Genomic DNA, 23310 nt, shown 5'->3' with positions numbered 1-23310 from the left:
CGCCCCTTATTTCTTGTGGCGAATACGCGGGTTGACCACGCCGTAGAGCACGTCTACCAGCAGGTTAACCACGATGATCAGAGTAGCGACCAGCAACACCCCGCCCTGCACGACCGGATAGTCGCGGCGCTGGAGTGCGTCAATCAGCCACCGGCCAAGTCCAGGCCAGGAGAAGATGGTTTCCGTCAGGATGGCGCCGCCCAAAAGCGTACCGACCTGCAAACCAATGATGGTCACGACCGGCAACAGCGCATTACGCAAGGCGTGAATGACGATCACCCGCATACGGCTGACGCCCTTGGCGCGCGCGGTACGGATGTAGTCTTCACCCAGCACTTCCAGCATGGAAGAACGGGTCATACGCACAATCACCGCCAGCGGAATGGTGCCCAGAACGATAGCCGGTAAGATCATGTGCATGACGGCATCCACGAAATCACCCGGTTCGCCCCAGAACAGCGTGTCGATCAGCATAAAGCCGGTCAGCGGCAGGCTGTCGTCGAGGAAGACGGTATCGCTTATTCGCCCCGATACGGGCGTCAGATTCCATTGCACCGAGACCAGCATAACCAGCATGATCCCCCACCAGAATATGGGCATTGAATAGCCGGTCAGCGATATTCCCACGGCCGTGTGATCGAATATCGAGCCCCTTTTCACTGCCGCCAGCACCCCGACAGGAATACCGACAATGATCGCAAAGATCATCGCGCAGATACCCAGCTCCAGCGTGGCTTTAAAGCGCGGCACGAATTCCTGCCAGACAGGCGTGCGGCTTTTTAATGACGTGCCCAGGTCGCCGTGCAGCACCCCATTCACGTACTTGAAGTATTGTTGATAAAGAGGCTTGTCGAGCCCCATATCTGCCATTAACTGGGCATGACGCTCGGGGGAAACACCGCGCTCGCCTGCCATAATAGTGACCGGGTCGCCTGGTATCATGTGTACGAAGGCAAAAGTCAGCAAAGTAATGCCGATAAACGTTGGGATAACTAACCCCAAACGTCGGAGTATGAACTGCAACATATCCCGTACTCTCTGTATAAAATGCCCGGAGAACCGTAGCGCTCCGGGCTTATTGTGGCTCACATTTCTTTCTTGAGAATCAAGGCTGTACTGAATGGCCCGCGAGCAAGGCGGAGGGGCACAGCAATCAAGACATACCTTCAGGCAGGCGAAGATTGCGAGTACCACACAACGCAGCTCCCGGGTTATTCAGCAGGCGATCACTCCATTGAGACGTTTTCGAAGTGGTGTTTGCCTAACGGATCAACCACATAGCCTTTGACTTCTTTACGAACAGGTTCGTACACAGTGGAGTGAGCGATGATCAGCGCAGGCGCCTGGTCATGCATCACAACCTGAGCCTGTTGGTACAGCGCAGCACGTTTGGCGTGATCAGATTCAGCACGGGCTGGCTGGATCAAATCTTCAAACGGCTTGTAGCACCAGCGGGAGTAGTTGGAACCGTCTTTCGCAGCGGCACAGCTGAACAGGGTCGCGAAGAAGTTATCCGGATCCCCATTGTCGCCGGTCCAGCCCATCATCACAGACTGGTGCTCACCGTTTTTCGCACGCTTGAGGTATTCGCCCCACTCGTAAGTCACGATGTTGGCTTTCACACCAATTTTCGCCCAGTCAGCCTGGATCATTTCAGCCATACGGCGTGCGTTCGGGTTGTACGGACGCTGTACTGGCATTGCCCACAGGTCGATAGTGAAACCGTCTGCGTGACCTGCTTCTTTCAGCAGCTCTTTGGCTTTAGCCGGATCGTACGGGTAATCCACGATGTCTTTGTTGTAGCCCCACATTGTTGGTGGGATCAGGTTTTTAGCTGGCTGACCAGCACCCTGATAAACCGCGTCGATGATGGCTTTTTTGTTCACAGCCATGGTCAGTGCCTGACGCACTTTCACTTCATCCAGCGGTTTTTTCTCAACGTTGAAGGACAGGTAACCCACGTTCAGACCTGGCTGTTGCATCAGGTTGATGGATTTATCTTTCTTCATTGCCGCAATATCAGCCGGGTTCGGGTACGGCATGACCTGGCATTCGTTTTTCTGCAATTTCGCGTAACGCACGGAGGCGTCAGGCGTGATGGAGAAGACTAAACGGTCGATCTGCGGCTTGGTGCCCCAGTAGCCCGGGAAGGCTTTGTAGAGGATGCGCGAATCTTTCTGGTATTGCAGAAGCTGGAACGGACCAGTACCGATAGGATCCAGGTCAACTTTCTCAGGCGTTTTCGCTTTCAGCATGTTGTCAGCGTATTCCGCAGACAGAATGGAAGCGAAGTCCATCGCGAGGTCAGCCAGGAATGGAGACTCAGGGCGGTTCAGGACAAACTGCACGGTATTGTCGTCCACTTTCACGATCTTGTTGATCAGATCGCCCATGCCCATACCTTCGAAGTATTCGTAGCTGCCGCCGGAAACGCCGTGGTAAGCGTTGTTTTTATCCAGCTGACGTTCGAAGGAGAAAATGATGTCGTCCGCATTCAGATCACGGGTCGGTTTGAAGTCCTTGTTATCCTGCCATTTCACGCCTTTGCGCAGATGGAAGGTGTACGTTTTGCCGTCAGCGGAAACGTCCCACTTCTCTGCCAGACCAGGCTGGATTTCTGTGGTCCCGATTTTGAACTCAACCAGACGGTTGTAGATAGGCACGGAGCTTGCGTCATACGTGGTGCCGGAGGTGAACAACTGAGGGTTAAAGCCTTCAGGTGAACCTTCAGAGCAATACACTAACGTTTTTGCCTGGACACTGGCCGCAACGGTCAGCGCAATCAGGCCCATACTGAATTTCAGTAGCCCCGACTTACCTAAAGAGATTGTCATCGCTTCTGCTCCATCGATTAATGGTGATGTGGATGTGTGTGTTGTGTTTTACAGCTCACGTCACCCTTTATTTTTATTTGCGGGTGACTGTGTTTGCTCGTGCGCTGCAATAAGTCCAACCAGAGCATGGTGAACTGCCATTTTTTTCCTGCGTTCTGTAAAGCTGGCTTTACAAAACCTTACCGGAAATAATCACTGGTCTTCCTTGGGGCTATCAATTTGGCAACTCCTATCCGTGACGTCAATATAACCATCAGGCATTTACACAGACTGTGAGTAACAGCAAACAAACATAAAAAAACATTTTATTAACGAATGCAGGATGAATGTTCAGTCATGACGGCCAATACCCACACAATCCGCCATGTAAAAGAATATTCCTGGGGGTTTCACCCATTTTAAATCCCTAAAAATTTCTGGCTAAATGATGAATATATGAACGGTTATTTTTGAGATCGGGGTGAAAACCAGCGGAAAATGCTGGGAAGTGCGGCAAACGGCTCCGACTCGTCAGAAATCAAGTTGGCCTCTGTTCCCTGAAAAGCCCCCAAAATAGCGCAAATGCGCGATCGTGGTGCAGACGAATATCCGTACAAAAATCGCCTGTTTTTCCGGCATCAGGACCGTATAGGGCGGAAATGGATTGAAACTAATGTGTTAATGACTTTTTAAATCCTGGCGTATTTTTTGCAAGACTGTGAAGCTTGTCACCCGCCAGAGGTTTTAGGATGGAACTGAAGTGGTTTGAAGATTTTCTCAGCGTCTCTCATTGCTACAGCTTCACGCGAGCCGCCAGCGAAAGAAACATCACCCAGTCAGCGCTGAGCCGCCGCATCAGGCAGCTGGAAGAATGGTTAGGTGTCCCGCTTTTTGATCGCAAAACGTACCCGATACGCCTGACGCCGGAAGGCGAAGACTTTCAGCAAACTGCTGCCGATCTGGTGGATTCGATGGCGCAGTTGAGGAGTGATCTGCGGGAACGTCATGCCTGCACGGCGATGGAAAATCATTAAAGAGTGGCAATGAGCCAAAATACAGACGAAAAAAAACCTGCTTAAAAAAGCAGGCTTTTCAAATATGGTCGGCGAGAGAGGATTACGCGCATCTTCGATGCCCGCCCTGCGGGCCGTTGCTAAAGCAACGTTGTCTCGCTTCGCTCGGCTCAACCCTCCTTCGGAGGTTCTCATCCTCATAAACTTCGGACGAAAAAAAACCTGCTTAAAAAAGCAGGCTTTTCCAATATGGTCGGCGAGAGAGGATTCGAACCTCCGACCCACTGGTCCCAAACCAGTTGCGCTACCAAGCTGCGCTACTCGCCGCGAGTGGGGCGCATCTTACTGCGGCGGTTTCAGAGCGTCAACGGCTTTTTAAAACTTAAATGCTGACTGACCATAAATCATCCGATGCGCCGTCAAAATAGCCTAAAGCTTCTGTTCAGCCTGAGGTTTTGCACACCAGTTATTCGCCGGGTTAATACCCCCGTCTGGCGACGTATATCCCAGACAGCCTAAAATCGAATCGAAAAGTTCGACATGGCGCTTCTTCTCCCCGACCCGCTGCTGCGCCTGTAACTGCTCAAACGCCTGCTTGTGATCGGCCTGTTCAAGGAAAGTATCCGAAGCCCAGACGATCATCGGCACGCGGAACTGCTCCGGCGGCGCCATTTCACGCGGCGTGCCGTGCAGGTGTGAGTTTTCATCGATTGACTCGCCGTGGTCAGCGGCATAAAACACCAGCGCCTTTTTATCGCGCAGCTGATCAATCACGCTGTCGATAAAGGTATCGGTATACAAAACGCTGTTATCAAAGGCGTTAATCAGCTCCGCTTTGCTACAGGTGTTGCCCATACATTCCGGCGTAAAACGGGCATAACTGCGCGGATAACGCTGGGAATACATGTAATGCGAGCCTTTGGTATGCAGAATCACCAGATGTTTGCCTTTCGGATGGTTCTTCAGCGATTCCTGTAATTCATTCACCAGCAGCATGTCATCAACCGGTTTACCGTCGTTGCGCTTCTCTGATGCAATAATTTCGCGGAAAGAGAAGTTATTGGTATCCGCATTATTGTAGAACCACAGCTCGCTTTGCATCGCGAACAACTCCGAGGTGAAACCCAGCGATTTCATCACGGCAAAGATATTTTGTTCTTTCAGGGTTCGCTGCGGGTTGTCTTCTGTTCCGCCTTCACGGACAAACATGCATCGCAGCGAAAGCTTGGTCGCGGTGTCACATGATGTCCCGCGAAATGCCACCAGATTCTTTTCTTTTGACAGGCGCGGCGTGGTGTCGCGCTCGTACCCAAGAATTCCCATGTGATCCCAGCGGGTCGTTTCGCCGATAATAAACACCACATAGGTATCGTCGATATCCGCCGGCGGCACGTAGGTAAACTCTTTGGCCGGATCCAGGTAATTACCAGCGTCCTGGCTTTCATCGACCTGCGTGTAAGCATATAAACCGAGCGCAGCCAGCCAGTTAGACGGCAAATACGAGTGCGCCACAACGCCGCCGTAACTTGGCAAATCAACGTTGGTTTTTTTCTCATTGACGCTTTGCGCGTGGTCAAGCGAACGCAGCGGCAGCCAGACCAGCAGAACCGTCGCCAGCATCACGCCCAGCGGGAGCAGTCGCTGTCCCGGCGTTTTCATCTGCTCAATCAGCGTTTGCCGCAGGTCATTTTTCCAGATCAGAACCAGCGGTAAAGCGCTGACCAGCGCCATCCAGATAAACAGCGGCAGACCGATGATCTCCTTACTGAGATCGATATCCGTCGTCATCACGGACACCACGATGCCGTATCCGATCACCACATTGAACATCATCATGTAATAACTGGCGGCGACGGAAATCAGCACCAGCAAACTGGCCACCACGCGGAAAAACATTTTTCCGCCCAGCGACAGTAAACGCAGCACAAAGAAGGTAAACAGGACGATGGCGCAAACTTCCGTGATCGCCTGAATCAGCTCAGTGGGTGTGAACTGATGGATCAACGCTGCGAAACGGCGCTGGAACACCGAGGCGTTCAGGAATATGCCAATGTAAATCGCTAACAATAAAGAGATATTTTGCTGCGATAGAGTCTTCACTCTATTCATAAAACGTTACATTCCAAATGTGTTTTTTAAAATTCTGAATCATTGTGACATGATTGTGCGAGGCGAGTTCACAGATAATGCCGAGATTACGTTTATATACATAATTCCGGAAAGTTCTGCGTCTGGCGTGCCTTGCAGGCGGGACGTGATCATTTTTGAATTTGTTTGCGGCACGAAAAAGGGGGCCGAAGCCCCCTTGTCATTTTCTTCTTATTGGTACACTCACAGCTCCCTGGTGAAGGCGCTGATTCTGCTTCAGTTATTTGATATTGAGCGTTACGTCGATGTTACCACGGGTTGCGTTTGAGTACGGGCAAACCAGATGCGCTTTAGCGACCAGCGCTTCGGCTTCGCTGCGTTCAAAGCCAGGCAGCGTGATATCAAGCTGAACTTCAATCCCGTAACCGCCAGGGATTGCGCCAATACCCACTGCGCCTTCAATTTTTGCATCCGCAGGGATTTTAATTTTTTCCTGCGCGGCAACGGCTTTCAGTGCGCCGAGGAAGCAGGCGGAATAACCGGCTGCAAACAGTTGTTCAGGGTTAGTGCCGCCGCCCATTCCACCCATCTCTTTTGGCACGCCCAGCTTAACGTCCAGAACGCCATCATCAGATGTCGCACGACCATCACGGCCACCGGTTGCAGAAGCGTGAGCACGATATACCACTTTTTCAATAGACATATTTCGTTCCTTTTCGATGAGATTGATGAGGAAAATACTTAAAATTCATTATGCGATTTAATCGCACGCTACTTATTTACCGCAAACAAACGGAGTGAAAATGCTGCCTTCCGTTCCGTTTGCTGAATCATTCTTCTCAGGCTTTATCCTGAAGATGGCCGCGCAGTGCTTCAAGTTGCTGTTTCAGCGCAGTAATCTCGCCCATATTGCATTCTGTGGCGCAAAAAATCGCTTCCGGAATGCCCTGAGCTTTTTCACGTAAGGCTTTACCTTCGCCGGTCAGGGTAATAATCACCTGACGTTCATCGGCTTTTGCACGCTGACGAACCAGTAAACCCGCCGCTTCGAGACGTTTCAACAACGGCGTTAGCGTCGCGGAATCCAGAAACAGCTTTTCGCCAATATCAGAAACCGTGACTTCATCACGCTGCCAGAGAACCAACATCACCAGATATTGCGGATAGGTGAGGTCGAGCTGCCCGAGCAGCTTGCGGTACACTTTGTGCAGCGCAAGATTCGCGGAATACAGGGCAAAACACATCTGTTGATCAAGATGTAGCATGCTGCTGTGCGTTAAGTCAGTGTCTGTTGTCGTCTTCATGCTTTCAATATATATAGTGCGCTATATTATCGCAAGCGATTTTAATGATTATTTAATCATCAACGGATGATTTCCGCGCATCTCATTCAAAACCCTTCAATTCTTTTCAGCATATACGGATAAAAAGGATTGGAAGAAACCCGCATCAGCTGATCCATACTCACCACCAGCGCACCATTTTCACCCCGGGCAGCCAGCGTGCCAAGATGAATACCGAACTGCGCCGGGCCTTGAGGGTTTCGTCCGTAAAGCGAATCATCCGTCGGGAAAGGCAACGCAACGTGCGATAACGAATAGAATTCCGAAGGATAATTTAGCCCCAGCGGGCTGCTGCTGACTGTGGTCTGCCCTGCCTGCGTCACCTGCGCAATCGCGGCGGCGTCATCCGGTGAGGCATTGGTGATAATGGTTGTCTGGTACGCGCGCGGCGGCGCAGGCAGAAGACGTTCAACGGCGGTTTCCGCCGCAGGCCGCAGCAGCGGGCCAACATAGGCGTTGCGGTTGATATCAAACAACACCAGCTGACTGCCGTTGGCGGGAAGCTGATTAAATAATGCCGTGACCACCGCGCGGGTGCTGACGGTAGAATCAATCACCGACTGGAAAGCCAGCAGCGGCGGCAATTGCGCCAGCTTGCCCGACTGCGCATCCTCGCTGATTTGCTGCTGCAAAACATGGGTGAGCAGATAAGACTGCCGCGCCGCTTTCACCGGGAATGAATTGTATTTAAACGGATTAAATTCTGGCATCAGATTCAGCCAGGCAGTTTTGGCAAAGGCCGGGAAGATCGACGGCCAGCCGGCGTATCCGGCGAAACGTGCAAAACGGGTGACGCCGATCATCGGGGAAACCAGCACCACACGCGTCGGGCGCACCAGAGATTTGTCGTCCAGCGTATCCAGCGTGTACTTCATCGCCAGCGCACCGCCATTGGAGAAACCGACGATCTGCAACGGAACATTTTCACCGGCCGCACGATGCGCTTCTCTCACCGCCAGCCGCGTGGCAGCCAGCCATTGTTCCCAGTCAACGCGCGTCAGGCCGCCCGGTACGGTTCCATGCCCCGGCAGACGGATCCCCACCGCCACAAAACCACGACGGCGATAATCTTCAGCAATGTGACGCAGGCTGTAGGGCGAGTCCGTCAGGCCGTGCAATAACACCACCGCACCGACCGGTTTACCGTCTGGCATCAGCTCATATGAGCGGTTCCAGTCCTGCGCAAAATGTTCAGGATAAACCGGGCTGCGGTCGTAATACCGGTTCAGCGGAATACGGTCTTCAGCATCGAGTTTGTCCGTCACCTGCTGCTTCACTTCCAGAAATGCCTGCTGCTCGGCCCGTAAATAGGCAGCCCAGTCGCTTTTATCCAGCTGCGACGCGCTCAGTTCATCCGGAACCAGCTTGTGCCACGGCTCCAGCGCCGGCCCCTGTAATGCGTCGTAAGTGCGAACCGCCAACAAAGTCAGCACGATAAGAATAAGCGCCAGTAACAGTTTTTTCAGGCGTTCAAAGAGGTGACGGAATTGCATTAGCTTGTGTTTTCCTAAGGCCAGTGCTGAGCGGTATGTACAAGTCTGACAATCTGAATTTCTGTTTCCGTGATGCAATAAATCGTTCTGTAATTTACTTGTCCCGCCCTTTCAGCAATGCCTCTTTGCGGGCGGCAAACTGAGCTTTAACGTCTTCATGCGGGATGGCGGGACGCGGATCATCCAGTGATTCTTTAACTCTTTCGCGAAACCAGAGGTCAAAGGCCGTTTCGTCGAAAGCTGCCGCTTCATGGGCGCGTTTCAATGCAGCCGAACGGTCGGGGCGCGTTCCTTTACCGCTACCTTCAGGATCATAGTCGGTAATATCCACTTCAAACTGATTTATCCCCATGTCTTTGAGATAGGCTGCCAATGTGTCGAAGCGCTTAAATACCCGTATTTTCCCACTGCGTTGTGCCACTAAGGTGCGCTGATGTTCGCCGTATCTGATCATTATTGTCCATCCTCCTTGTTGTGCAGTCACATTGAGATGACCAATCGCGCCTGCTTCTACCAGACAAACCAGTGTTGAATGGTCGATCGTTTCCTGTGTCATAAATTCGCTCACTTTTCTGCAAACAATAATAAATCATCGATTCAGACAACTATATACCGGTTCAATCAACAAACGGCTTTAATCTTATTCTTGCGAGACATCGCGCACAAAATCGCCCCATTTTTGTTCAGTTGCATTCCGTCCGTGGTGCAACAAATGAGCAACCCATTCGTGCAACAAATAATAAATCATTTAAAATCAATAAATAATGATGTGGCACAGCGCTTGCTTAGATGAATTCAATCTTGTGTACTAGATGGAATTCAAAACATGGCTGCAACTTCAGACTCCGTTACCTCGCCTTACCGCGGTTTTACGCTGCGGGAATGGCAGCAACATTACCGCAACGCGCCGGACAGCCTGCGAACCACGCTTTCACTGGTTTCAGGCAGCCTGAGCAAAACCGACAATGCCTGGCTTTATCTCGCCACGGCGGAGCAGCTTGAAGCGCAGATCACCCGTCTGGAAACCCTGCGCAGTCAGGCCGAAGGCTCTCTTTCCGCCCTGCCGCTGTTTGGCGTGCCATTTGCCGTAAAAGACAATATTGATATCGCGGGCTGGCCGACCACGGCCGCCTGCCCCGCCTTTGCCTACACCGCGCAAGCTGACGCCACCGTGGTCGCCAATCTGAAAGCCAAAGGTGCCATCGTCATTGGCAAAACCAATCTCGATCAGTTTGCGACCGGCCTGGTCGGCACGCGTTCACCGTTTGGCGCGGTGCGAAACACCTTCAATCCGCAATATGTCAGCGGCGGTTCCAGTTCCGGCTCCGCATCGGTTCTGGCGCGCGGTCTGGTGGCGTTTTCGCTGGGGACAGACACCGCCGGTTCCGGCCGCGTACCCGCCGGTTTTAATAATATCGTCGGCCTGAAACCCACCAAAGGCTGGCTGTCGAATACCGGCGTGGTGCCAGCCTGCCGCCTCAATGATGCCGTATCCGTTTTTGCCCTGACTGTCGCCGATGCGCAAACCGTTGCTCATGCAGCTGGCGGATATGACGCCGCCGATGCCTATTCGCGTAAAAACCCGCACACCGCCCCGTTCGCCCTGCCGGTTCAGCCGCGTATTGCGGTGCCCGATCGTCTTGAGTTTTTTGGGGATGATCTCGCCGAAGCCGCGTTCAGCCAGGCGCTTGAGCGTTTACGCCAAAACGGCGTGACGCTGGAAACGATTGATTTCACGCCGTTCCGCGAGCTGGCCGGGCAGCTTTATTACGGCGCATGGGTGGCGGAACGGACGGTGGCCGTCGGGACAATTTTTGAAGAAAGCCCGGAAGCGATGGATCCGGTGGTGCGCGGCATTGTCGCCAGCGGCCTGAAATACACCGCCTGCGATGCGTGGCGGGCGGAATATCTGCGGGCGGAACTGGCGCGCAAAATCAATCTGGCGCTGGAAGGGTTTGATGCGCTGGTCGTGCCGACCTCGCCGACCATCCGCACGCTGGAAGAGATGGCGCAGGAGCCGGTGCTCTACAACTCGCAGTTCGGGATTTACACCAACTTCACCAATCTGGCGGATTTATCTGCGCTGGCGCTGCCCGCCGGAATGCGCGCCGACGGCCTGCCCGCCGGGATCACGCTGATCGCCCCGGCCTGGCACGACGATGCGCTCGCCAGTTTTGGCCGTCAGTGGCAGCGCAGCCTGAATCTGCCCCTCGGTGCCACCGGTCTTACGGTGAAACCGGAAGAATTCATGGTTTCTGCGCCGCTCAGCCCGGCGTGCGTGCGCGTCGCCGTGGTCGGTGCGCACCTGACCGGCATGCCGCTCAATTTTCAGCTCACCCGCCGCAACGCGGTTCGCGCAGAGCAAACCACCACCGCCGCCCGTTACAAGCTTTATGCGCTCGCCAATACCACACCGCCGAAGCCGGGGCTGGTCAGGGCAGAAGGCGGCAGCGCGATTATCGTCGAACTGTGGGATATCCCGCTGGCACGCTTCGGGGAGTTTGTCGCAGAAATCCCGGCGCCGCTGGGCATAGGTTCGCTCGAACTGGCCGATGGCCGCACGGTGAAAGGCTTTATCTGCGAGCCGTGGGCAATTCCCGACGCCACCGACATCACCCATTTTGGCGGCTGGAGAAGTTATATCCAGAGCCTCAATTCACCGGTAAAAAGCTGAGGAGCCACGATGATGTTTACTAAAGTTCTGATCGCCAACCGTGGCGAAATTGCCTGCCGCGCGATCCGCACGCTGAAACGTCTGGGCATCGCCAGCGTTGCCGTCTATTCCGACGCCGACCGCAATGCGCCGCACGTCACGGATGCCGATATTGCCATCGCGCTCGGCGGCGAGAAGGCCAGCGAAAGCTACCTGATGATCGACAAAATTCTGGCCTCCGCGAAAGAATCCGGCGCGCAGGCGATTTATCCCGGCTACGGGTTTTTATCCGAAAGCGCAGAGTTTGCCGACGCCTGCGAAGCGGCGGGTATCGCGTTTATCGGCCCGACCGCCGGACAAATCCGCGAGTTTGGCCTCAAACATCGCGCCCGTGAATTAGCCGGAGCCGCCAGTGTGCCGATGACGCCGGGCACCGGTTTGCTCGACAGCATTGACGATGCGGTCAGCGCCGCTGCGGAAATCGGTTATCCGGTGATGCTGAAAAGTACCGCAGGCGGCGGTGGCATTGGCCTGACGCGCTGCGACGACGAAGACGCATTGCGCGCCGCGTGGGACAGCGTGAAGCGCCTCGGCGAACAGTTTTTCCGTGATGCCGGCGTATTTTTGGAACGCTTTGTCGATCGCGCCCGGCATGTCGAAGTGCAGATTTTTGGCGACGGCAAAGGCCGCGTGGTGGCACTCGGCGAGCGTGACTGCTCGTTGCAGCGCCGCAATCAGAAAGTCGTGGAGGAAACGCCCGCCCCCAATCTGCCGCAGGCCAGCCGCGAAGCGTTGCACCGTGCCGCCGTTCAGCTCGGCGAATCGGTTAATTACCGCAGCGCCGGAACGGTTGAATTTATTTATGACGCCGCGCGCGACGAATTTTATTTTCTCGAAGTGAATACCCGTTTGCAGGTCGAGCATCCGGTCACCGAAATGGTCACCGGCCTGGATTTAATCGAGTGCATGTTGCAGGTCGCCGCAGACGAACCGATGGACTGGCCTGCGCTGGAAAAAGCCCCGCAGGGCGCGTCGGTGGAAGTGCGTATTTACGCCGAAGATCCGCTGAAAAATTTCCAGCCGAGCCCCGGCGTGCTGACCGAAGTGTTTTTCCCGCCTGATGTTCGCGTGGACGGCTGGGTTTCAACCGGCAGCGAAGTGTCGGCATTTTATGATCCGATGATCGCCAAGCTGATTGTTCACGGTAAAGATCGCCAGGACGCACTGGCAAAAATGTCTGCCGCGCTGGCCGCCACCCGCCTGCACGGCATCGCCACCAATATTGATTACCTGCGTCAGGTCGTCGCCACGCCGGTGTTCCGCGAAGGCGAAATGTGGACGCGGATGCTCGACAGTTTTGTCTACGCGCCAAACGCCGTCGAAGTGATTGCGCCCGGCACCTACAGCAGCGTGCAGGATTATCCGGGCCGTCTCGGCTACTGGGATATCGGCGTGCCGCCTTCCGGGCCGATGGACGATTTTGCGTTCCGCCTCGCCAACCGCATTGTCGGGAATCATCTCGACGCCGCCGGGCTGGAATTCACGCTTCAGGGGCCGGTGCTGCGTTTTCATTGTGACGCGACCATCGCGCTGACCGGCGCTCGCTGCCCGGCCGATCTCGACGGTGAAAGCGTCGCTTACTGGCAGCCGGTGCCGGTGAAAGCCGGCCAGACGCTGACGCTGGGCCGCGCCACGCAGGGCTGCCGCACTTATCTGGCGGTGCGTAACGGGTTTGATGTGCCGGTTTATCTCGGCAGCCGCTCGACCTTTGCGCTCGGACAGTTTGGTGGCCACGCAGGCCGCACGCTGCGTGTCGCGGACATGCTGGCCGTTTCGCAGCCGGAACTTGCCGCCTGCACCACGCCCGCGCCGGTGGATTTACCGCAGGCCGCCGCTGCCAATATCGTTCAGCCTTATGGCGAAATCTGGAACATTGGCGTGCTTTACGGCCCGCACGGCGCGCCGGATTTCTTCACCCGCGAATCTATTGAAACGTTCTTCGAAGCCGAATGGCAGGTGCATTACAACTCCAACCGCCTCGGCGTGCGGCTGGTCGGCCCGAAACCGCAATGGGCGCGGCAGGACGGCGGCGAAGCCGGTCTGCATCCGTCGAACGTGCATGACTGCGAATACGCCATCGGCGCAATCAACTTCACCGGCGATTTCCCGGTCATTCTGACGCGCGACGGGCCAAGCCTCGGCGGTTTCGTCTGCCCGGTGACCATCGCCAAAGCCGAGCTGTGGAAAGTCGGTCAGGTCAAACCGGGCGATAAAATCCGTTTCCATCCGATCAGTTTCGAACAGGCGCAGGCGCTTGAACTGGCGCAACAAGGCACGATTGATTCACTGATGCCCGTCAATGCAATGGCGCTGCCGGCGCCGTCGCTGCTGCCGGACACCACGGTTTCCGCGACGGTTCTTGCTGCGTTACCGGCCACTGCGGAACGCCCGTCGGTGGAATACCGGCAGGCGGGCGATGGCTACGTGCTGATTGAGTACGGCGATAACGTGCTGGATCTGGCGGTGCGCATGCGCATTTATCTGCTGATGAATGCCATTAAAGCGGCCGGTCAGGCAGGTATCGAAGAGCTGTCGCCGGGCGTGCGTTCACTGCAAATCCGCTACGACAGCCGCGTGCTGCACCAGAGTGCGCTGCTTCAGCATTTACTGACGCTCGAACACCATCTGGCGGACGTCAGCCAGCTCAAAATCCCGACCCGCATCGTGCATATGCCGATGGCGTTTGAAGATTCCGCCACGCTCGGCGCAGTTGAACGCTATCAGCAAACCGTGCGCGCCGACGCGCCGTGGCTGCCCAATAACGTGGATTTCATCCAGCGCACCAACGGGCTGGCCAGCCGCGAAGACGTGAAAAAAATCATTTTCGACGCCAGCTACCTGATCCTCGGGTTGGGCGATGTGTATCTCGGCGCGCCTTGCGCGGTGCCGGTCGATCCGCGCCATCGTCTGCTCAGTTCTAAATACAACCCGGCGCGCACGTTCACCGCCGAAGGCACGGTCGGCATCGGCGGCATGTATATGTGCATCTATGGCATGGATTCGCCGGGTGGCTATCAGCTGGTCGGCCGCACGCTGCCTATCTGGAACAAATTCCTCAGGAACGAACAGTTCAAAAACGGCGAACCGTGGCTCCTGCATTTCTTCGATCAGGTGCGTTTCTATGAAGTCAGTGAAGCCGAGCTGGATCTTCAGCGCGACGCTTTCCGCGAAGGCCGGGCACAAATCCGCATCGAAGAAACTGAGTTCGACTTTGCGCAATACACCCAATTCTTAGCCGATAACGCCGCCGATATTACTGGATTCCGCGCCAGACAGGCCGACGCGTTCAGCCGTGAAGTGGCGCACTGGCATGAAGCGGAAAGCGCTGCCGTGGAAGCCGCCGCCAATGCCGTGCAGTTAGTGGAAGACGAAACCGATCAGGACGGGCATTTAGTCAGCGCCGATCTCAACGGCAACGTCTGGAAAATTCTGGTGGAACCGGGCCAGCAGGTCGAAGAAGGCCAGCCGCTGATTGTCGTCGAGGCGATGAAAATGGAGTTGTCCGTTAACGCACCGTGCGCCGGTACGGTACTGAAAATCAGTTGCCAGCAGGGCCGTCCGGTCGGGCCGGGCGATGCTTTGTTGTGGCTGGACGCAGCCGTATAACGCCGTTCTGGCCGCGTAAAGCGGCTCAAAAATTCAGGGAATATTGTATGCAACTGACGGGCTCTAAGTCTTCACGCAATAAAAACCGGCCGGAAGGGCTGGCGGAGCGGATTTACCAGCAACTCAAAGATGACATTTTCAGTTTCCGGCTGCTGCCGGGCGACAAGTTCAGCGAAAACGACATCGCCGATCGTATGGAAGTCAGCCGTACACCGGTGCGTCAGGCGCTGTTCTGGCTCGAGCGCGAAGGCTATGTCGAAGTGTTTTTCCGCAGCGGCTGGCAGGTGCGTCCGTTCGATTTCGATTTTTTCGAGCAGCTTTATGACCTGCGCATTGTGCTGGAGCTGGAAGCGGTGAAACGCCTGTGCGCCCTGCCGCCCGCGGCACAACCGCTTCAACTGGCCGAGCTGAAAGCGTTCTGGATTGACCAGCCCCGGCTCGAAGACGGTCAGGTGGTTTCACGTTACGACGAAGAATTTCACATGACGCTGGTGGCGGCGGCCGGGAATGCCGAAATGGCCCGCATCCACCGCGAACTGACGGAGAAAATCCGCATTATCCGCCGTCTGGATTTCACCAAAGACGAGCGCGTTAACGCGACGTACAAGGAACACGCGAGCATTTTGCTCGCCATCATTCAACAACAAACCGGGGAGGCGCAACGCCAGCTACACGACCACATTGCCGTCAGCAAAGCCGAGGTGCGCAAGATTACCCTGCATATGTTGCACCGGGCGCGGGCGGAGAGTGACGAAAACACACCGTCATGACTTTTTATCTTTTTTCGACTTAAGGCATTTTTCGACTCAAGACAGTCCAGCTTTTCTCTGAAATCACTTAAATCACAGCGTTTTTTACAGAGGGTACATCTATGCAACGTCGACGTTTTATTAAAGCCTTTGCTCTGTCCGCCACCGTAGTCAGCATGGGATTAGCCTGGAGCGCGCAGGCTGCCGACACCATTAAAGTCGGCATTATGCATTCTCTTTCCGGCACCATGGCGATTTCCGAAACACCGCTGAAAGACGTCGCGCTGATGACCATTGATGACATCAACGCCAAAGGCGGTGTGCTGGGCAAAAAGCTGGAACCCGTGGTGGTCGATCCGGCGTCCAACTGGCCGCTGTTCGCTGAAAAAGCCCGCCAGTTACTGACGCAGGATAAAGTCGCCGTGGTGTTCGGCTGCTGGACGTCGGTGTCGCGTAAATCGGTGCTGCCGGTCTTTGAGGAGCTGAACGGCCTGCTGTTCTATCCGGTGCAGTACGAAGGCGAAGAGATGTCGCCAAACGTGTTTTACACCGGCGCGGCACCTAACCAGCAGGCGATTCCGGCGGTGGAATATCTGATGAGCGAAGACGGCGGTGCGGCCAAACGCTTCTTCCTGCTCGGCACGGACTATGTTTATCCGCGCACCACCAACAAAATCCTGCGCGCCTTCCTGCATTCCAAAGGCGTGAAAGACAGCGATATCGAAGAAGTCTACACGCCGTTTGGTTACAGCGATTACCAGACCATTGTCTCCAACATTAAGAAATTCTCCGCAGGCGGCAAAACCGCAGTCATCTCCACCATCAACGGTGATTCCAACGTGCCGTTCTACAAAGAGCTGGCGAATCAGGGCGTGAAAGCGACCGATGTGCCGGTGGTAGCGTTCTCCGTCGGCGAAGAAGAACTGCGCGGCATCGACACCAAACCGCTGGTCGGCGACCTCGCGGCGTGGAACTACTTCCAGTCCGTCGATAACCCGACAAACAAGAAATTCGTCGCCGAATGGAAGGCCTACGCCAAGGCTCACAAACTGCCAAACGCGGACACCGCCGTGACCAACGACCCGATGGAAGCGACGTATGTCGGCATCCATATGTGGGCACAGGCAGTTGAAAAAGCCGGAACGACGGATGTGGATAAAGTCCGCGCCGCGATGGCCGGACAGACCTTCGCCGCGCCGTCAGGCTTCACGCTGACCATGGATAAAACCAATCACCACCTGCACAAACCGGTGATGATCGGCGAAATCGAATCGAACGGTCAGTTCAACGTGGTCTGGCAGACCGACAAACCGATCCGCGCCCAGCCGTGGAGCCCGTACATTCCGGGCAACGACAAAAAGCCTGATACCCCGGTGAAAACGACGAACTAATAAGCACCTCCCCCAGCGGAAGGGTTGAAGGATAAACCGGTCAGCTCCCTCCCCTGCGAAGGGGAGGGTTGGGGTGGGGTATTAATGGCAACGTTGAATCTTGAGTTGTCTGCTAAACCCCCTCCCAACCTCCCCCTTCGCAGGGGGAGGAGCAAATCAGCATCAACTTTATGCGGCGAGAACATTATGAGAATCCTCATCAGATCACTGCTTTTCCTGCTTTGTTGCCTGCCGTTGCTGGCGCAGGCCGGGGCGGCGAATGACTTTGCTGCCGCCAGCCGCAGCCAGCAAGCCGACTTATTACAACAATGGGCGGCGGATCCGCAGCCGGAAAGATTGCCCCTGCTTGAGGCGCTGAAGCAGGAAAACGTCGTCACCGACGCCGCTAAACACGCTTTCACTCAAAACGGCGATCAGCTGACGTCCCTCGACGGCGATGCGAAACCGCAGGGCGACACCAAAAAAGTGTGGCTCAACAACCGACTGCGCATTCTGATTGCCAACGCGTTATCCGCGCACCGCCTGGTCAGCACCGACAGCGCCGTGCGTTTGCAGGCCGCAAAATCCTTACAGCGTGAAGCGCAGGCCGACCAGTTGCCGCTACTGACCCGTCGTCTCGACGCGGAAAAAGATAGCGCGGTTCACGATGCGCTTGCCGTTGCGCTGGCGAATTTACAGCTGAGCGATGCCAGCCCGCAGGTGCGTCTGAAAGCCGTCGAGCTGCTCGGTACCTCCGGCGACCCGGATACGCAGGGCCGTTTACAAAGCCTGACCGATCCCAAAACCGAAACCGACGCCACCGTGCGCGCGGCGGCGGATATCAGCCTGAAAGCGGTTCAGCACCGCCTGCTGATCGGCGATTTACTCGGCCAGGCATTTACCGGCTTATCACTCGGCTCGATTTTACTGCTCGCCGCGCTCGGGCTGGCGATCACTTACGGCCTGCTGGGTGTAATCAACATGGCGCACGGCGAAATGCTGATGCTCGGTTCGTACTCGACCTACATGGTGCAGTCGCTGTTTCAGCATTACGCGCCGGGCCTGCTGGCGATCTACCCGCTGGTTGCGCTGCCGGTGGCGTTTTTCATCACCGCCGGGATCGGCATGACACTCGAACGCACGGTGATCCGCCATTTATATGGCCGCCCGCTGGAAACCTTGCTGGCAACCTGGGGCATCAGCCTGATTCTGATCCAGGGCGTACGCGTGCTGTTTGGCGCGCAGAACGTCGAAGTCGCCAACCCCGGCTGGCTCTCGGGCGGCATTCAGTTATTGCCCAATCTGGTGCTGCCGTACAACCGCATCGCCGTCATTATTTTTGTGTTGCTGGTGCTTGGCCTGACCTGGCTGCTGCTCAATAAAACGCGGCTCGGCATGAACGTGCGCGCGGTGACACAAAACCGTGCGATGGCTGCCTGCTGCGGCGTGCCGACCGGTCGCGTGGATATGCTGGCGTTCGGCCTCGGTTCCGGCATCGCCGGGCTGGGCGGCGTGGCGCTGTCGCAGCTCAGCAACGTCGGCCCGGAACTCGGCCAGGGTTACATCATCGATTCATTTTTAGTGGTTGTGCTCGGCGGCGTCGGCCAGCTGGCGGGAACCGTCGTTGCGGCCTTTGGTCTGGGTATCGTGAACAAAATTCTTGAGCCGGAAATCGGTGCCGTGCTGGGCAAAATCCTGATCCTCGCGCTGATTATTCTGTTTATCCAGAAACGTCCTCAGGGACTCTTCGCCTTCAAAGGCAGGGTGATTGACTGATGAGCCAACCGTTTACGATTACCGGCGTACAGAAGGCGCCGAAAATTGCGATTTCCGTGGGCACGCTGGGGCTGATCGTTCTGATTATCCTGCCGTTTCTGGCGCTACTTCCGGCAGACAGCCCGCTGGCAATCTCCACTTACACGCTGACGCTGATCGGTAAAATCCTCTGTTACGCCATTGTCGCGGTCGCGCTGGATCTGGTCTGGGGCTACGCCGGTTTGTTGTCGCTCGGCCACGGCTTGTTCTTTGCGCTCGGCGGTTACGCAATGGGCATGTATTTAATGCGTCAGGCGGCGGGCAGCGGCCTGCCGGATTTCATGTCATTTCTGTCGTGGACTGAGCTGCCGTGGTTCTGGGCCGGTACGCAGCATTTCGCCTGGGCGTTATGCCTGATCGTTCTGGTGCCCGGCGCGCTGGCGTTTGTGTTCGGCTACTTCGCCTTCCGTTCAAAAATCAAAGGCGTCTATTTTTCGATTATGACGCAGGCACTGACCTACGCCGGTATGTTGCTGTTTTTCCGCAATGAAACCGGTTTTGGCGGCAACAACGGCTTCACCGGTTTTACCACCCTGCTCGGCTTTCAGGTCACGGCCACCGGCACCCGCGTCGGATTATTTTTGATGACCGTTTTGGTGCTGGTCTTCAGTCTGGCGCTCGGGTTCGCGCTGGCACGCAGCAAATATGGCCGCGTACTGACCGCCGTGCGCGACGCCGAAAACCGGCTGATATTCTGCGGCTATGATCCCAAAGGTTTCAAGCTGTTCGTCTGGACGGTTTCCGCCATGCTGTGCGGGCTGGCGGGGGCTCTGTACGTGCCGCAGGTCGGCATCATTAACCCCAGCGAAATGTCGCCGACCAACTCCATCGAAGCCGCCATCTGGGTGGCGCTGGGCGGGCGCGGCACGCTGATCGGCCCGGTTATTGGCGCAGGCATCGTCAACGGCGCGAAAAGCTGGTTCACCGTCGCCATCCCCGAATACTGGCAATTTGTTCTCGGCGGCATGTTCATTCTGGTGACGCTGTTCCTGCCGCAAGGCGTGATTGGCCTGCTGCGCAAAAGGAAATCCTGATGAGCCCGATGACCATGACCGAAGACCTTTTTACCCAGCCGCAGCGGGCGGATAAGCACCGCGAGCAGACCGATCCGATTTTGCAGCTCGAAAACATCAACGTCAGTTTTGACGGTTTTAAAGCGCTGACCAATTTGTCGCTGAACATCGGCGTCGGTGAATTGCGCTGCGTGATTGGCCCGAACGGCGCGGGGAAAACCACGCTGATGGACGTGATCACCGGCAAAACCAAACCGCAAAGCGGGCGCGTTTTTTACGACCAGCGGACCGATCTGACGAAGCTCGATCCGGTACGCATCGCGCAGTCGGGCATTGGCCGTAAATTCCAGAAACCGACGGTCTTCGAAGCGCTGACGGTCTTCGAAAATCTGGAAATCGCGCAGAAAACCAATAAATCGGTGTGGGCGTGTCTGCGCGCCAAAATGAACAGCGAACAGCGCGACCGCATTGATGAAATGCTCGGAACGCTGCGCCTCGCGGCAGAACGCCATCGCCCGGCAGGATTGCTGTCCCACGGCCAGAAACAGTTTCTTGAGATCGGCATGTTACTGGTGCAGGAGCCGCATTTGCTGCTGCTCGACGAACCGGCGGCGGGCATGACCGATGCCGAAACCGAGTACACCGCCGAGCTGTTCAGACAGCTGGCGGGCAAACATTCGCTGATGGTGGTGGAACACGACATGGGGTTTGTGGAAACCATCGCCGACCACGTCACCGTGCTGCATCAGGGCCAGGTGCTGGCCGAAGGTTCGCTACGCGACGTGCAGGCTAATGAGCAGGTTATCGACGTTTATTTAGGGCGCTGAGTTTTTTTCGAGGAATAACACGCATGCTGGAAGTGAAAGAACTGAATCAGTTTTACGGCGGCAGCCACATTCTGCGCGGCCTGTCCTTTGACGCAAAAATCGGTGAAGTCACCTGCCTGCTGGGCCGCAACGGCGTGGGCAAGACCACATTACTGAAATGCCTGATGGGACTGATCCCGGCAAAATCGGGCACCATCAGCTGGCAGGATCAGGTCATCAATTCCCGCAAACCGCACCAGCGGGTGCAGGCGGGAATTGCCTACGTCCCACAGGGACGCGAAATTTTTCCTCGCCTGACGGTAGAAGAAAATCTGCTGATGAGGCTTTCGCGTTTTTCCGGCAGCGCGGCAAAGCAGGTGCCTGACGACATCTATCACCTGTTCCCGATCCTGCTGGAAATGAAACACCGCCGCGGCGGCGATTTGTCCGGCGGTCAGCAACAACAGCTGGCGATTGGCCGCGCGTTAGCCTGCAAACCCGGCCTGCTGATCCTCGACGAACCCACCGAGGGCATTCAGCCTTCCGTCATCAAGGAAATCGGCGCGGTAATCAGACAGCTCGCCGCCAAAGGCGACATGGCGATTTTGCTGGTCGAACAATTCTACGATTTCGCCGCCGAACTCGCCGACAGCTATCTGGTGATGTCGCGCGGCAGCATCGTGAAACGCGGACGCGGGGAAGAGATGGAAGCGGAAAATGTGCGAGGCATGGTGGCAATTTAAGGTTTCGTCACACTCCTTCAACAAATTTTTTATCACTGAGCGGCGTGCGGCATCAAATAATTTGCTGCGCGCCGCGCGCTTATGCGGTGCCTCACAGTTATTTCCTCCGGAAAATCCCTCTGCAAAATATTCGTCGCTGGCCAAAGAATCATTTCGCTGTTCGCTTTTCTGGCAATTCATATACTTCCTGCCAGTAGCTCTCTTACCCACATTGGATGTTCAGGAGATTGATGATGACCACACATAAATTTCAGGCCGAACCGTTCCCGCTGATGTTTGATCCGCAAACCACTGCGCTGGTCATGATCGATATGCAACGCGATTTTGTTGAACCCGGCGGGTTTGGCGAAGCGCTGGGCAACGACGTTTCGCTGGTCCGCACCGCCATCGCGCCGTGCAAAAAAGTGCTGGATGCCGCCCGTGCCCGTGAAATTCTGGTGATTCATACCCGCGAAGGGCATCGCGCCGATCTGAGCGATTGTCCGCCAGCCAAACTGACGCGCGGCGGCCAGACATTTATTGGCACCGCCGGGCCGATGGGTCGCATTCTGGTGCGCGGCGAAGCGGGTCACGACATTATTCCGGAGCTGTATCCGGTGGCGGGCGAACCGGTGATCGACAAACCCGGTAAAGGCGCGTTTTATCAGACAGATCTGCATCTGGTTCTGCAAAACCACGGCATCCGCACGCTGATTGTCTGCGGCGTCACCACCGAAGTTTGCGTGACCACCACCGTCCGCGAGGCCAATGACCGCGGCTATGAATGCATCATTCCTCAGGATTGCGTCGGTTCTTATTTCCCGGAATTCCAGAAATCTGCGCTGGAGATGATCAAAGCGCAGGGCGCGATTTTCGGCTGGATCAGCGATGCTGACGCCATTGTCGGCGGCCTGAACGCGAAAGCATAACGTGCAGCTGCCCGTCGTTTCCGTCGGTTATCTGGCGGCCGGGAGACTGGCTCAGCGCCTCAGGGTTCACAGCCGCTTCCGGCACGCGATGAACTTTATGGCCGCCGACGGACATCTGCTGACGCTGCTCGATGCCTGCCGTTATCCGAATCTTCCCGACGCCGTCCGGTTGCAGTTACCGCACGGCTGGGACTGGCGTGAAATGACCGGCGCGATGGACGGGCTGGAAAAGGCCGTAATCTGGCAACCGGAACGGGCTCTTGCGCAGACCGGTGAACAGCCTGCACACCACGCCGCGCTGGCAGAAGCACTGCAAAAACAGCCGGTTGAAAGCGCCCTGATGTTACTGCCGGGTGGCGACAGCACTAAGCGCCAGCCACTGCTATCAGCGCAAAGTTCAGCGCAGGCGTTGACGGCTCAGATTGCGCAGCTGATCGGTTTTGGCAACGGGCTGACGCCGGACGGCGATGATTATCTGCTTGGCTATCTGGCGGCGCTGTGGCGATGGCAGGACACGCCGCGTATCGCCGGACATTTTCGCCTGATGCGCGAAATTATCACCGGGCAGCTGAACCGCACCAACGACATCAGCGCCCATTATCTCGGGCGGGCGGCACACGGACATTTTTCTGAACCGGTGTGCAACCTGATGATGTTGCTGACGCAACAGGCCAGCAACGGTCAGATCCAGGCTGCCGCCCGGAACGTGATGCAGTTTGGCGCCAGCTCAGGCGCGGACTGCCTGGCCGGAATGCTGCACGGAATACGCACGATTCAGACAGCGTTGTAATTCACTCTTTTTTCTTCATGCCGGATGCCCTCAGGCCTCCGGCAGGG

The 23310-nt window shown here is 56.1% G+C and carries 17 protein-coding genes, 1 tRNA gene, 1 other RNA gene and 1 pseudogene; 11 read left to right on the top strand and 9 right to left on the bottom strand.

The genetic code is table 11. The annotated features are described in order from the left end of the window. Positions 1-6: 6 nt before the first annotated feature. Together dppB and dppA are read right to left on the bottom strand one after the other, a co-directional pair. Positions 7-1026, bottom strand: coding sequence for a dipeptide ABC transporter permease DppB (dppB, locus tag KWG64_RS11835; RefSeq protein ID WP_195814884.1), 1020 nt, complete (start codon positions 1024-1026; stop codon positions 7-9). A 200-nt stretch (positions 1027-1226) separates the two neighbouring features. Then, positions 1227-2834 carry a dipeptide ABC transporter periplasmic-binding protein DppA gene (dppA, locus tag KWG64_RS11830; RefSeq protein WP_195814885.1) on the bottom strand — a complete coding sequence of 536 codons (1608 nt, stop codon included), beginning with the start codon at positions 2832-2834 and terminating at the stop codon, positions 1227-1229. Between the two features lie 728 nt (positions 2835-3562). Between dppA and KWG64_RS11825 the strand changes: the two are divergent. Continuing rightward, positions 3563-3823: pseudogene (locus KWG64_RS11825) on the top strand (LysR family transcriptional regulator); the annotation flags it as partial. Positions 3824-3912: 89 nt separating this feature from the next. On the opposite strand, the gene KWG64_RS11820 reads toward KWG64_RS11825, so the two are convergent. From KWG64_RS11820 to KWG64_RS11790, 7 genes are all read right to left on the bottom strand, one after another. Further along, positions 3913-4041: non-coding RNA, RtT sRNA (locus tag KWG64_RS11820), on the bottom strand. Positions 4042-4076: 35 nt separating this feature from the next. Next, positions 4077-4153, bottom strand: a tRNA-Pro gene (locus KWG64_RS11815). 102 nt (positions 4154-4255) lie between these two features. Continuing rightward, positions 4256-5935, bottom strand: a complete 1680-nt coding sequence (gene eptB, locus KWG64_RS11810; protein WP_218521986.1) for a kdo(2)-lipid A phosphoethanolamine 7''-transferase — start codon at positions 5933-5935, stop codon at positions 4256-4258. A 259-nt stretch (positions 5936-6194) separates the two neighbouring features. Continuing rightward, on the bottom strand, positions 6195-6617 hold the full coding sequence (locus tag KWG64_RS11805; protein WP_195825622.1) for an organic hydroperoxide resistance protein: 423 nt from the start codon (positions 6615-6617) through the stop codon (positions 6195-6197). Positions 6618-6753: 136 nt separating this feature from the next. After that, positions 6754-7218: a MarR family winged helix-turn-helix transcriptional regulator gene (locus KWG64_RS11800; protein ID WP_195825621.1), complete on the bottom strand. Its 465-nt coding sequence runs from the start codon at positions 7216-7218 to the stop codon at positions 6754-6756. Positions 7219-7304: 86 nt separating this feature from the next. Beyond that, entirely contained in the window at positions 7305-8750 is a 1446-nt protein-coding gene (locus KWG64_RS11795) for a carboxylesterase (RefSeq protein WP_218521985.1), read from the bottom strand. Between the two features lie 94 nt (positions 8751-8844). Then, positions 8845-9306, bottom strand: coding sequence for a hypothetical protein (locus tag KWG64_RS11790; RefSeq protein ID WP_218521984.1), 462 nt, complete (start codon positions 9304-9306; stop codon positions 8845-8847). A 270-nt stretch (positions 9307-9576) separates the two neighbouring features. Here KWG64_RS11790 and atzF point away from each other — a divergent pair, with 270 nt between their 5' ends. The 10 genes from atzF to KWG64_RS11740 all read left to right on the top strand — a co-directional run bounded on the left by atzF (position 9577) and on the right by KWG64_RS11740 (position 23263). Then, positions 9577-11424, top strand: coding sequence for an allophanate hydrolase (gene atzF / locus KWG64_RS11785; protein ID WP_218521983.1), 1848 nt, complete (start codon positions 9577-9579; stop codon positions 11422-11424). Positions 11425-11436: 12 nt separating this feature from the next. Continuing rightward, positions 11437-15069: an urea carboxylase gene (gene uca / locus KWG64_RS11780; protein WP_218522119.1), complete on the top strand. Its 3633-nt coding sequence runs from the start codon at positions 11437-11439 to the stop codon at positions 15067-15069. Positions 15070-15116: 47 nt separating this feature from the next. Then, complete coding sequence (locus KWG64_RS11775) at positions 15117-15839, top strand: GntR family transcriptional regulator (RefSeq protein ID WP_218521982.1); 723 nt, start codon at positions 15117-15119, stop codon at positions 15837-15839. Between the two features lie 101 nt (positions 15840-15940). Further along, positions 15941-17209, top strand: a complete 1269-nt coding sequence (urtA, locus tag KWG64_RS11770) for an urea ABC transporter substrate-binding protein (RefSeq protein ID WP_104923805.1) — start codon at positions 15941-15943, stop codon at positions 17207-17209. A gap of 186 nt (positions 17210-17395) precedes the next feature. Beyond that, positions 17396-18964 (top strand): urea ABC transporter permease subunit UrtB, encoded by a 1569-nt coding sequence (gene urtB, locus KWG64_RS11765; RefSeq protein WP_218521981.1) that lies wholly within the window; start codon positions 17396-17398, stop codon positions 18962-18964. Then, positions 18964-20037, top strand: a complete 1074-nt coding sequence (gene urtC / locus KWG64_RS11760; RefSeq protein ID WP_218521980.1) for an urea ABC transporter permease subunit UrtC — start codon at positions 18964-18966, stop codon at positions 20035-20037. The genes urtB and urtC overlap by 1 nt, the downstream gene beginning before the upstream one ends. Before the next feature lie 8 nt (positions 20038-20045). Next, positions 20046-20843 carry an urea ABC transporter ATP-binding protein UrtD gene (urtD, locus tag KWG64_RS11755; protein WP_370628666.1) on the top strand — a complete coding sequence of 266 codons (798 nt, stop codon included), beginning with the start codon at positions 20046-20048 and terminating at the stop codon, positions 20841-20843. Positions 20844-20866: 23 nt separating this feature from the next. Then, positions 20867-21565 carry an urea ABC transporter ATP-binding subunit UrtE gene (gene urtE, locus KWG64_RS11750; RefSeq protein WP_218521979.1) on the top strand — a complete coding sequence of 233 codons (699 nt, stop codon included), beginning with the start codon at positions 20867-20869 and terminating at the stop codon, positions 21563-21565. Between the two features lie 233 nt (positions 21566-21798). After that, positions 21799-22473, top strand: a complete 675-nt coding sequence (locus tag KWG64_RS11745; RefSeq protein ID WP_218522118.1) for a cysteine hydrolase family protein — start codon at positions 21799-21801, stop codon at positions 22471-22473. Position 22474: 1 nt separating this feature from the next. Beyond that, the gene (locus KWG64_RS11740) at positions 22475-23263 is read left to right on the top strand and encodes a DUF2877 domain-containing protein (protein ID WP_218521978.1); all 789 of its coding nucleotides are present in this window, start codon (positions 22475-22477) and stop codon (positions 23261-23263) included. The last annotated feature ends 47 nt before the right edge of the window (positions 23264-23310 follow it).

It is taken from the genome of Rahnella sp. PD12R (assembly GCF_019200965.1).
Classification (GTDB): Bacteria; Pseudomonadota; Gammaproteobacteria; order Enterobacterales; family Enterobacteriaceae; genus Rahnella; species Rahnella laticis.
Note: the sequence above shows the minus strand (reverse complement) of the source record. Positions and strands in the feature narration are given on the sequence as shown.

Coding starts and splice junctions, on each gene's coding strand:
- dppB (WP_195814884.1), bottom strand. CDS start 1,026: ATGTTGCAGTTCATACTCCGACGTTTGGGGTTAGTTATCCCAACGTTT.
- dppA (WP_195814885.1), bottom strand. CDS start 2,834: ATGACAATCTCTTTAGGTAAGTCGGGGCTACTGAAATTCAGTATGGGC.
- eptB (WP_218521986.1), bottom strand. CDS start 5,935: ATGAATAGAGTGAAGACTCTATCGCAGCAAAATATCTCTTTATTGTTA.
- KWG64_RS11805 (WP_195825622.1), bottom strand. CDS start 6,617: ATGTCTATTGAAAAAGTGGTATATCGTGCTCACGCTTCTGCAACCGGT.
- KWG64_RS11800 (WP_195825621.1), bottom strand. CDS start 7,218: ATGAAGACGACAACAGACACTGACTTAACGCACAGCAGCATGCTACAT.
- KWG64_RS11795 (WP_218521985.1), bottom strand. CDS start 8,750: ATGCAATTCCGTCACCTCTTTGAACGCCTGAAAAAACTGTTACTGGCG.
- KWG64_RS11790 (WP_218521984.1), bottom strand. CDS start 9,306: ATGACACAGGAAACGATCGACCATTCAACACTGGTTTGTCTGGTAGAA.
- atzF (WP_218521983.1), top strand. CDS start 9,577: ATGGCTGCAACTTCAGACTCCGTTACCTCGCCTTACCGCGGTTTTACG.
- uca (WP_218522119.1), top strand. CDS start 11,437: ATGTTTACTAAAGTTCTGATCGCCAACCGTGGCGAAATTGCCTGCCGC.
- KWG64_RS11775 (WP_218521982.1), top strand. CDS start 15,117: ATGCAACTGACGGGCTCTAAGTCTTCACGCAATAAAAACCGGCCGGAA.
- urtA (WP_104923805.1), top strand. CDS start 15,941: ATGCAACGTCGACGTTTTATTAAAGCCTTTGCTCTGTCCGCCACCGTA.
- urtB (WP_218521981.1), top strand. CDS start 17,396: ATGAGAATCCTCATCAGATCACTGCTTTTCCTGCTTTGTTGCCTGCCG.
- urtC (WP_218521980.1), top strand. CDS start 18,964: ATGAGCCAACCGTTTACGATTACCGGCGTACAGAAGGCGCCGAAAATT.
- urtD (WP_370628666.1), top strand. CDS start 20,046: ATGACCATGACCGAAGACCTTTTTACCCAGCCGCAGCGGGCGGATAAG.
- urtE (WP_218521979.1), top strand. CDS start 20,867: ATGCTGGAAGTGAAAGAACTGAATCAGTTTTACGGCGGCAGCCACATT.
- KWG64_RS11745 (WP_218522118.1), top strand. CDS start 21,799: ATGACCACACATAAATTTCAGGCCGAACCGTTCCCGCTGATGTTTGAT.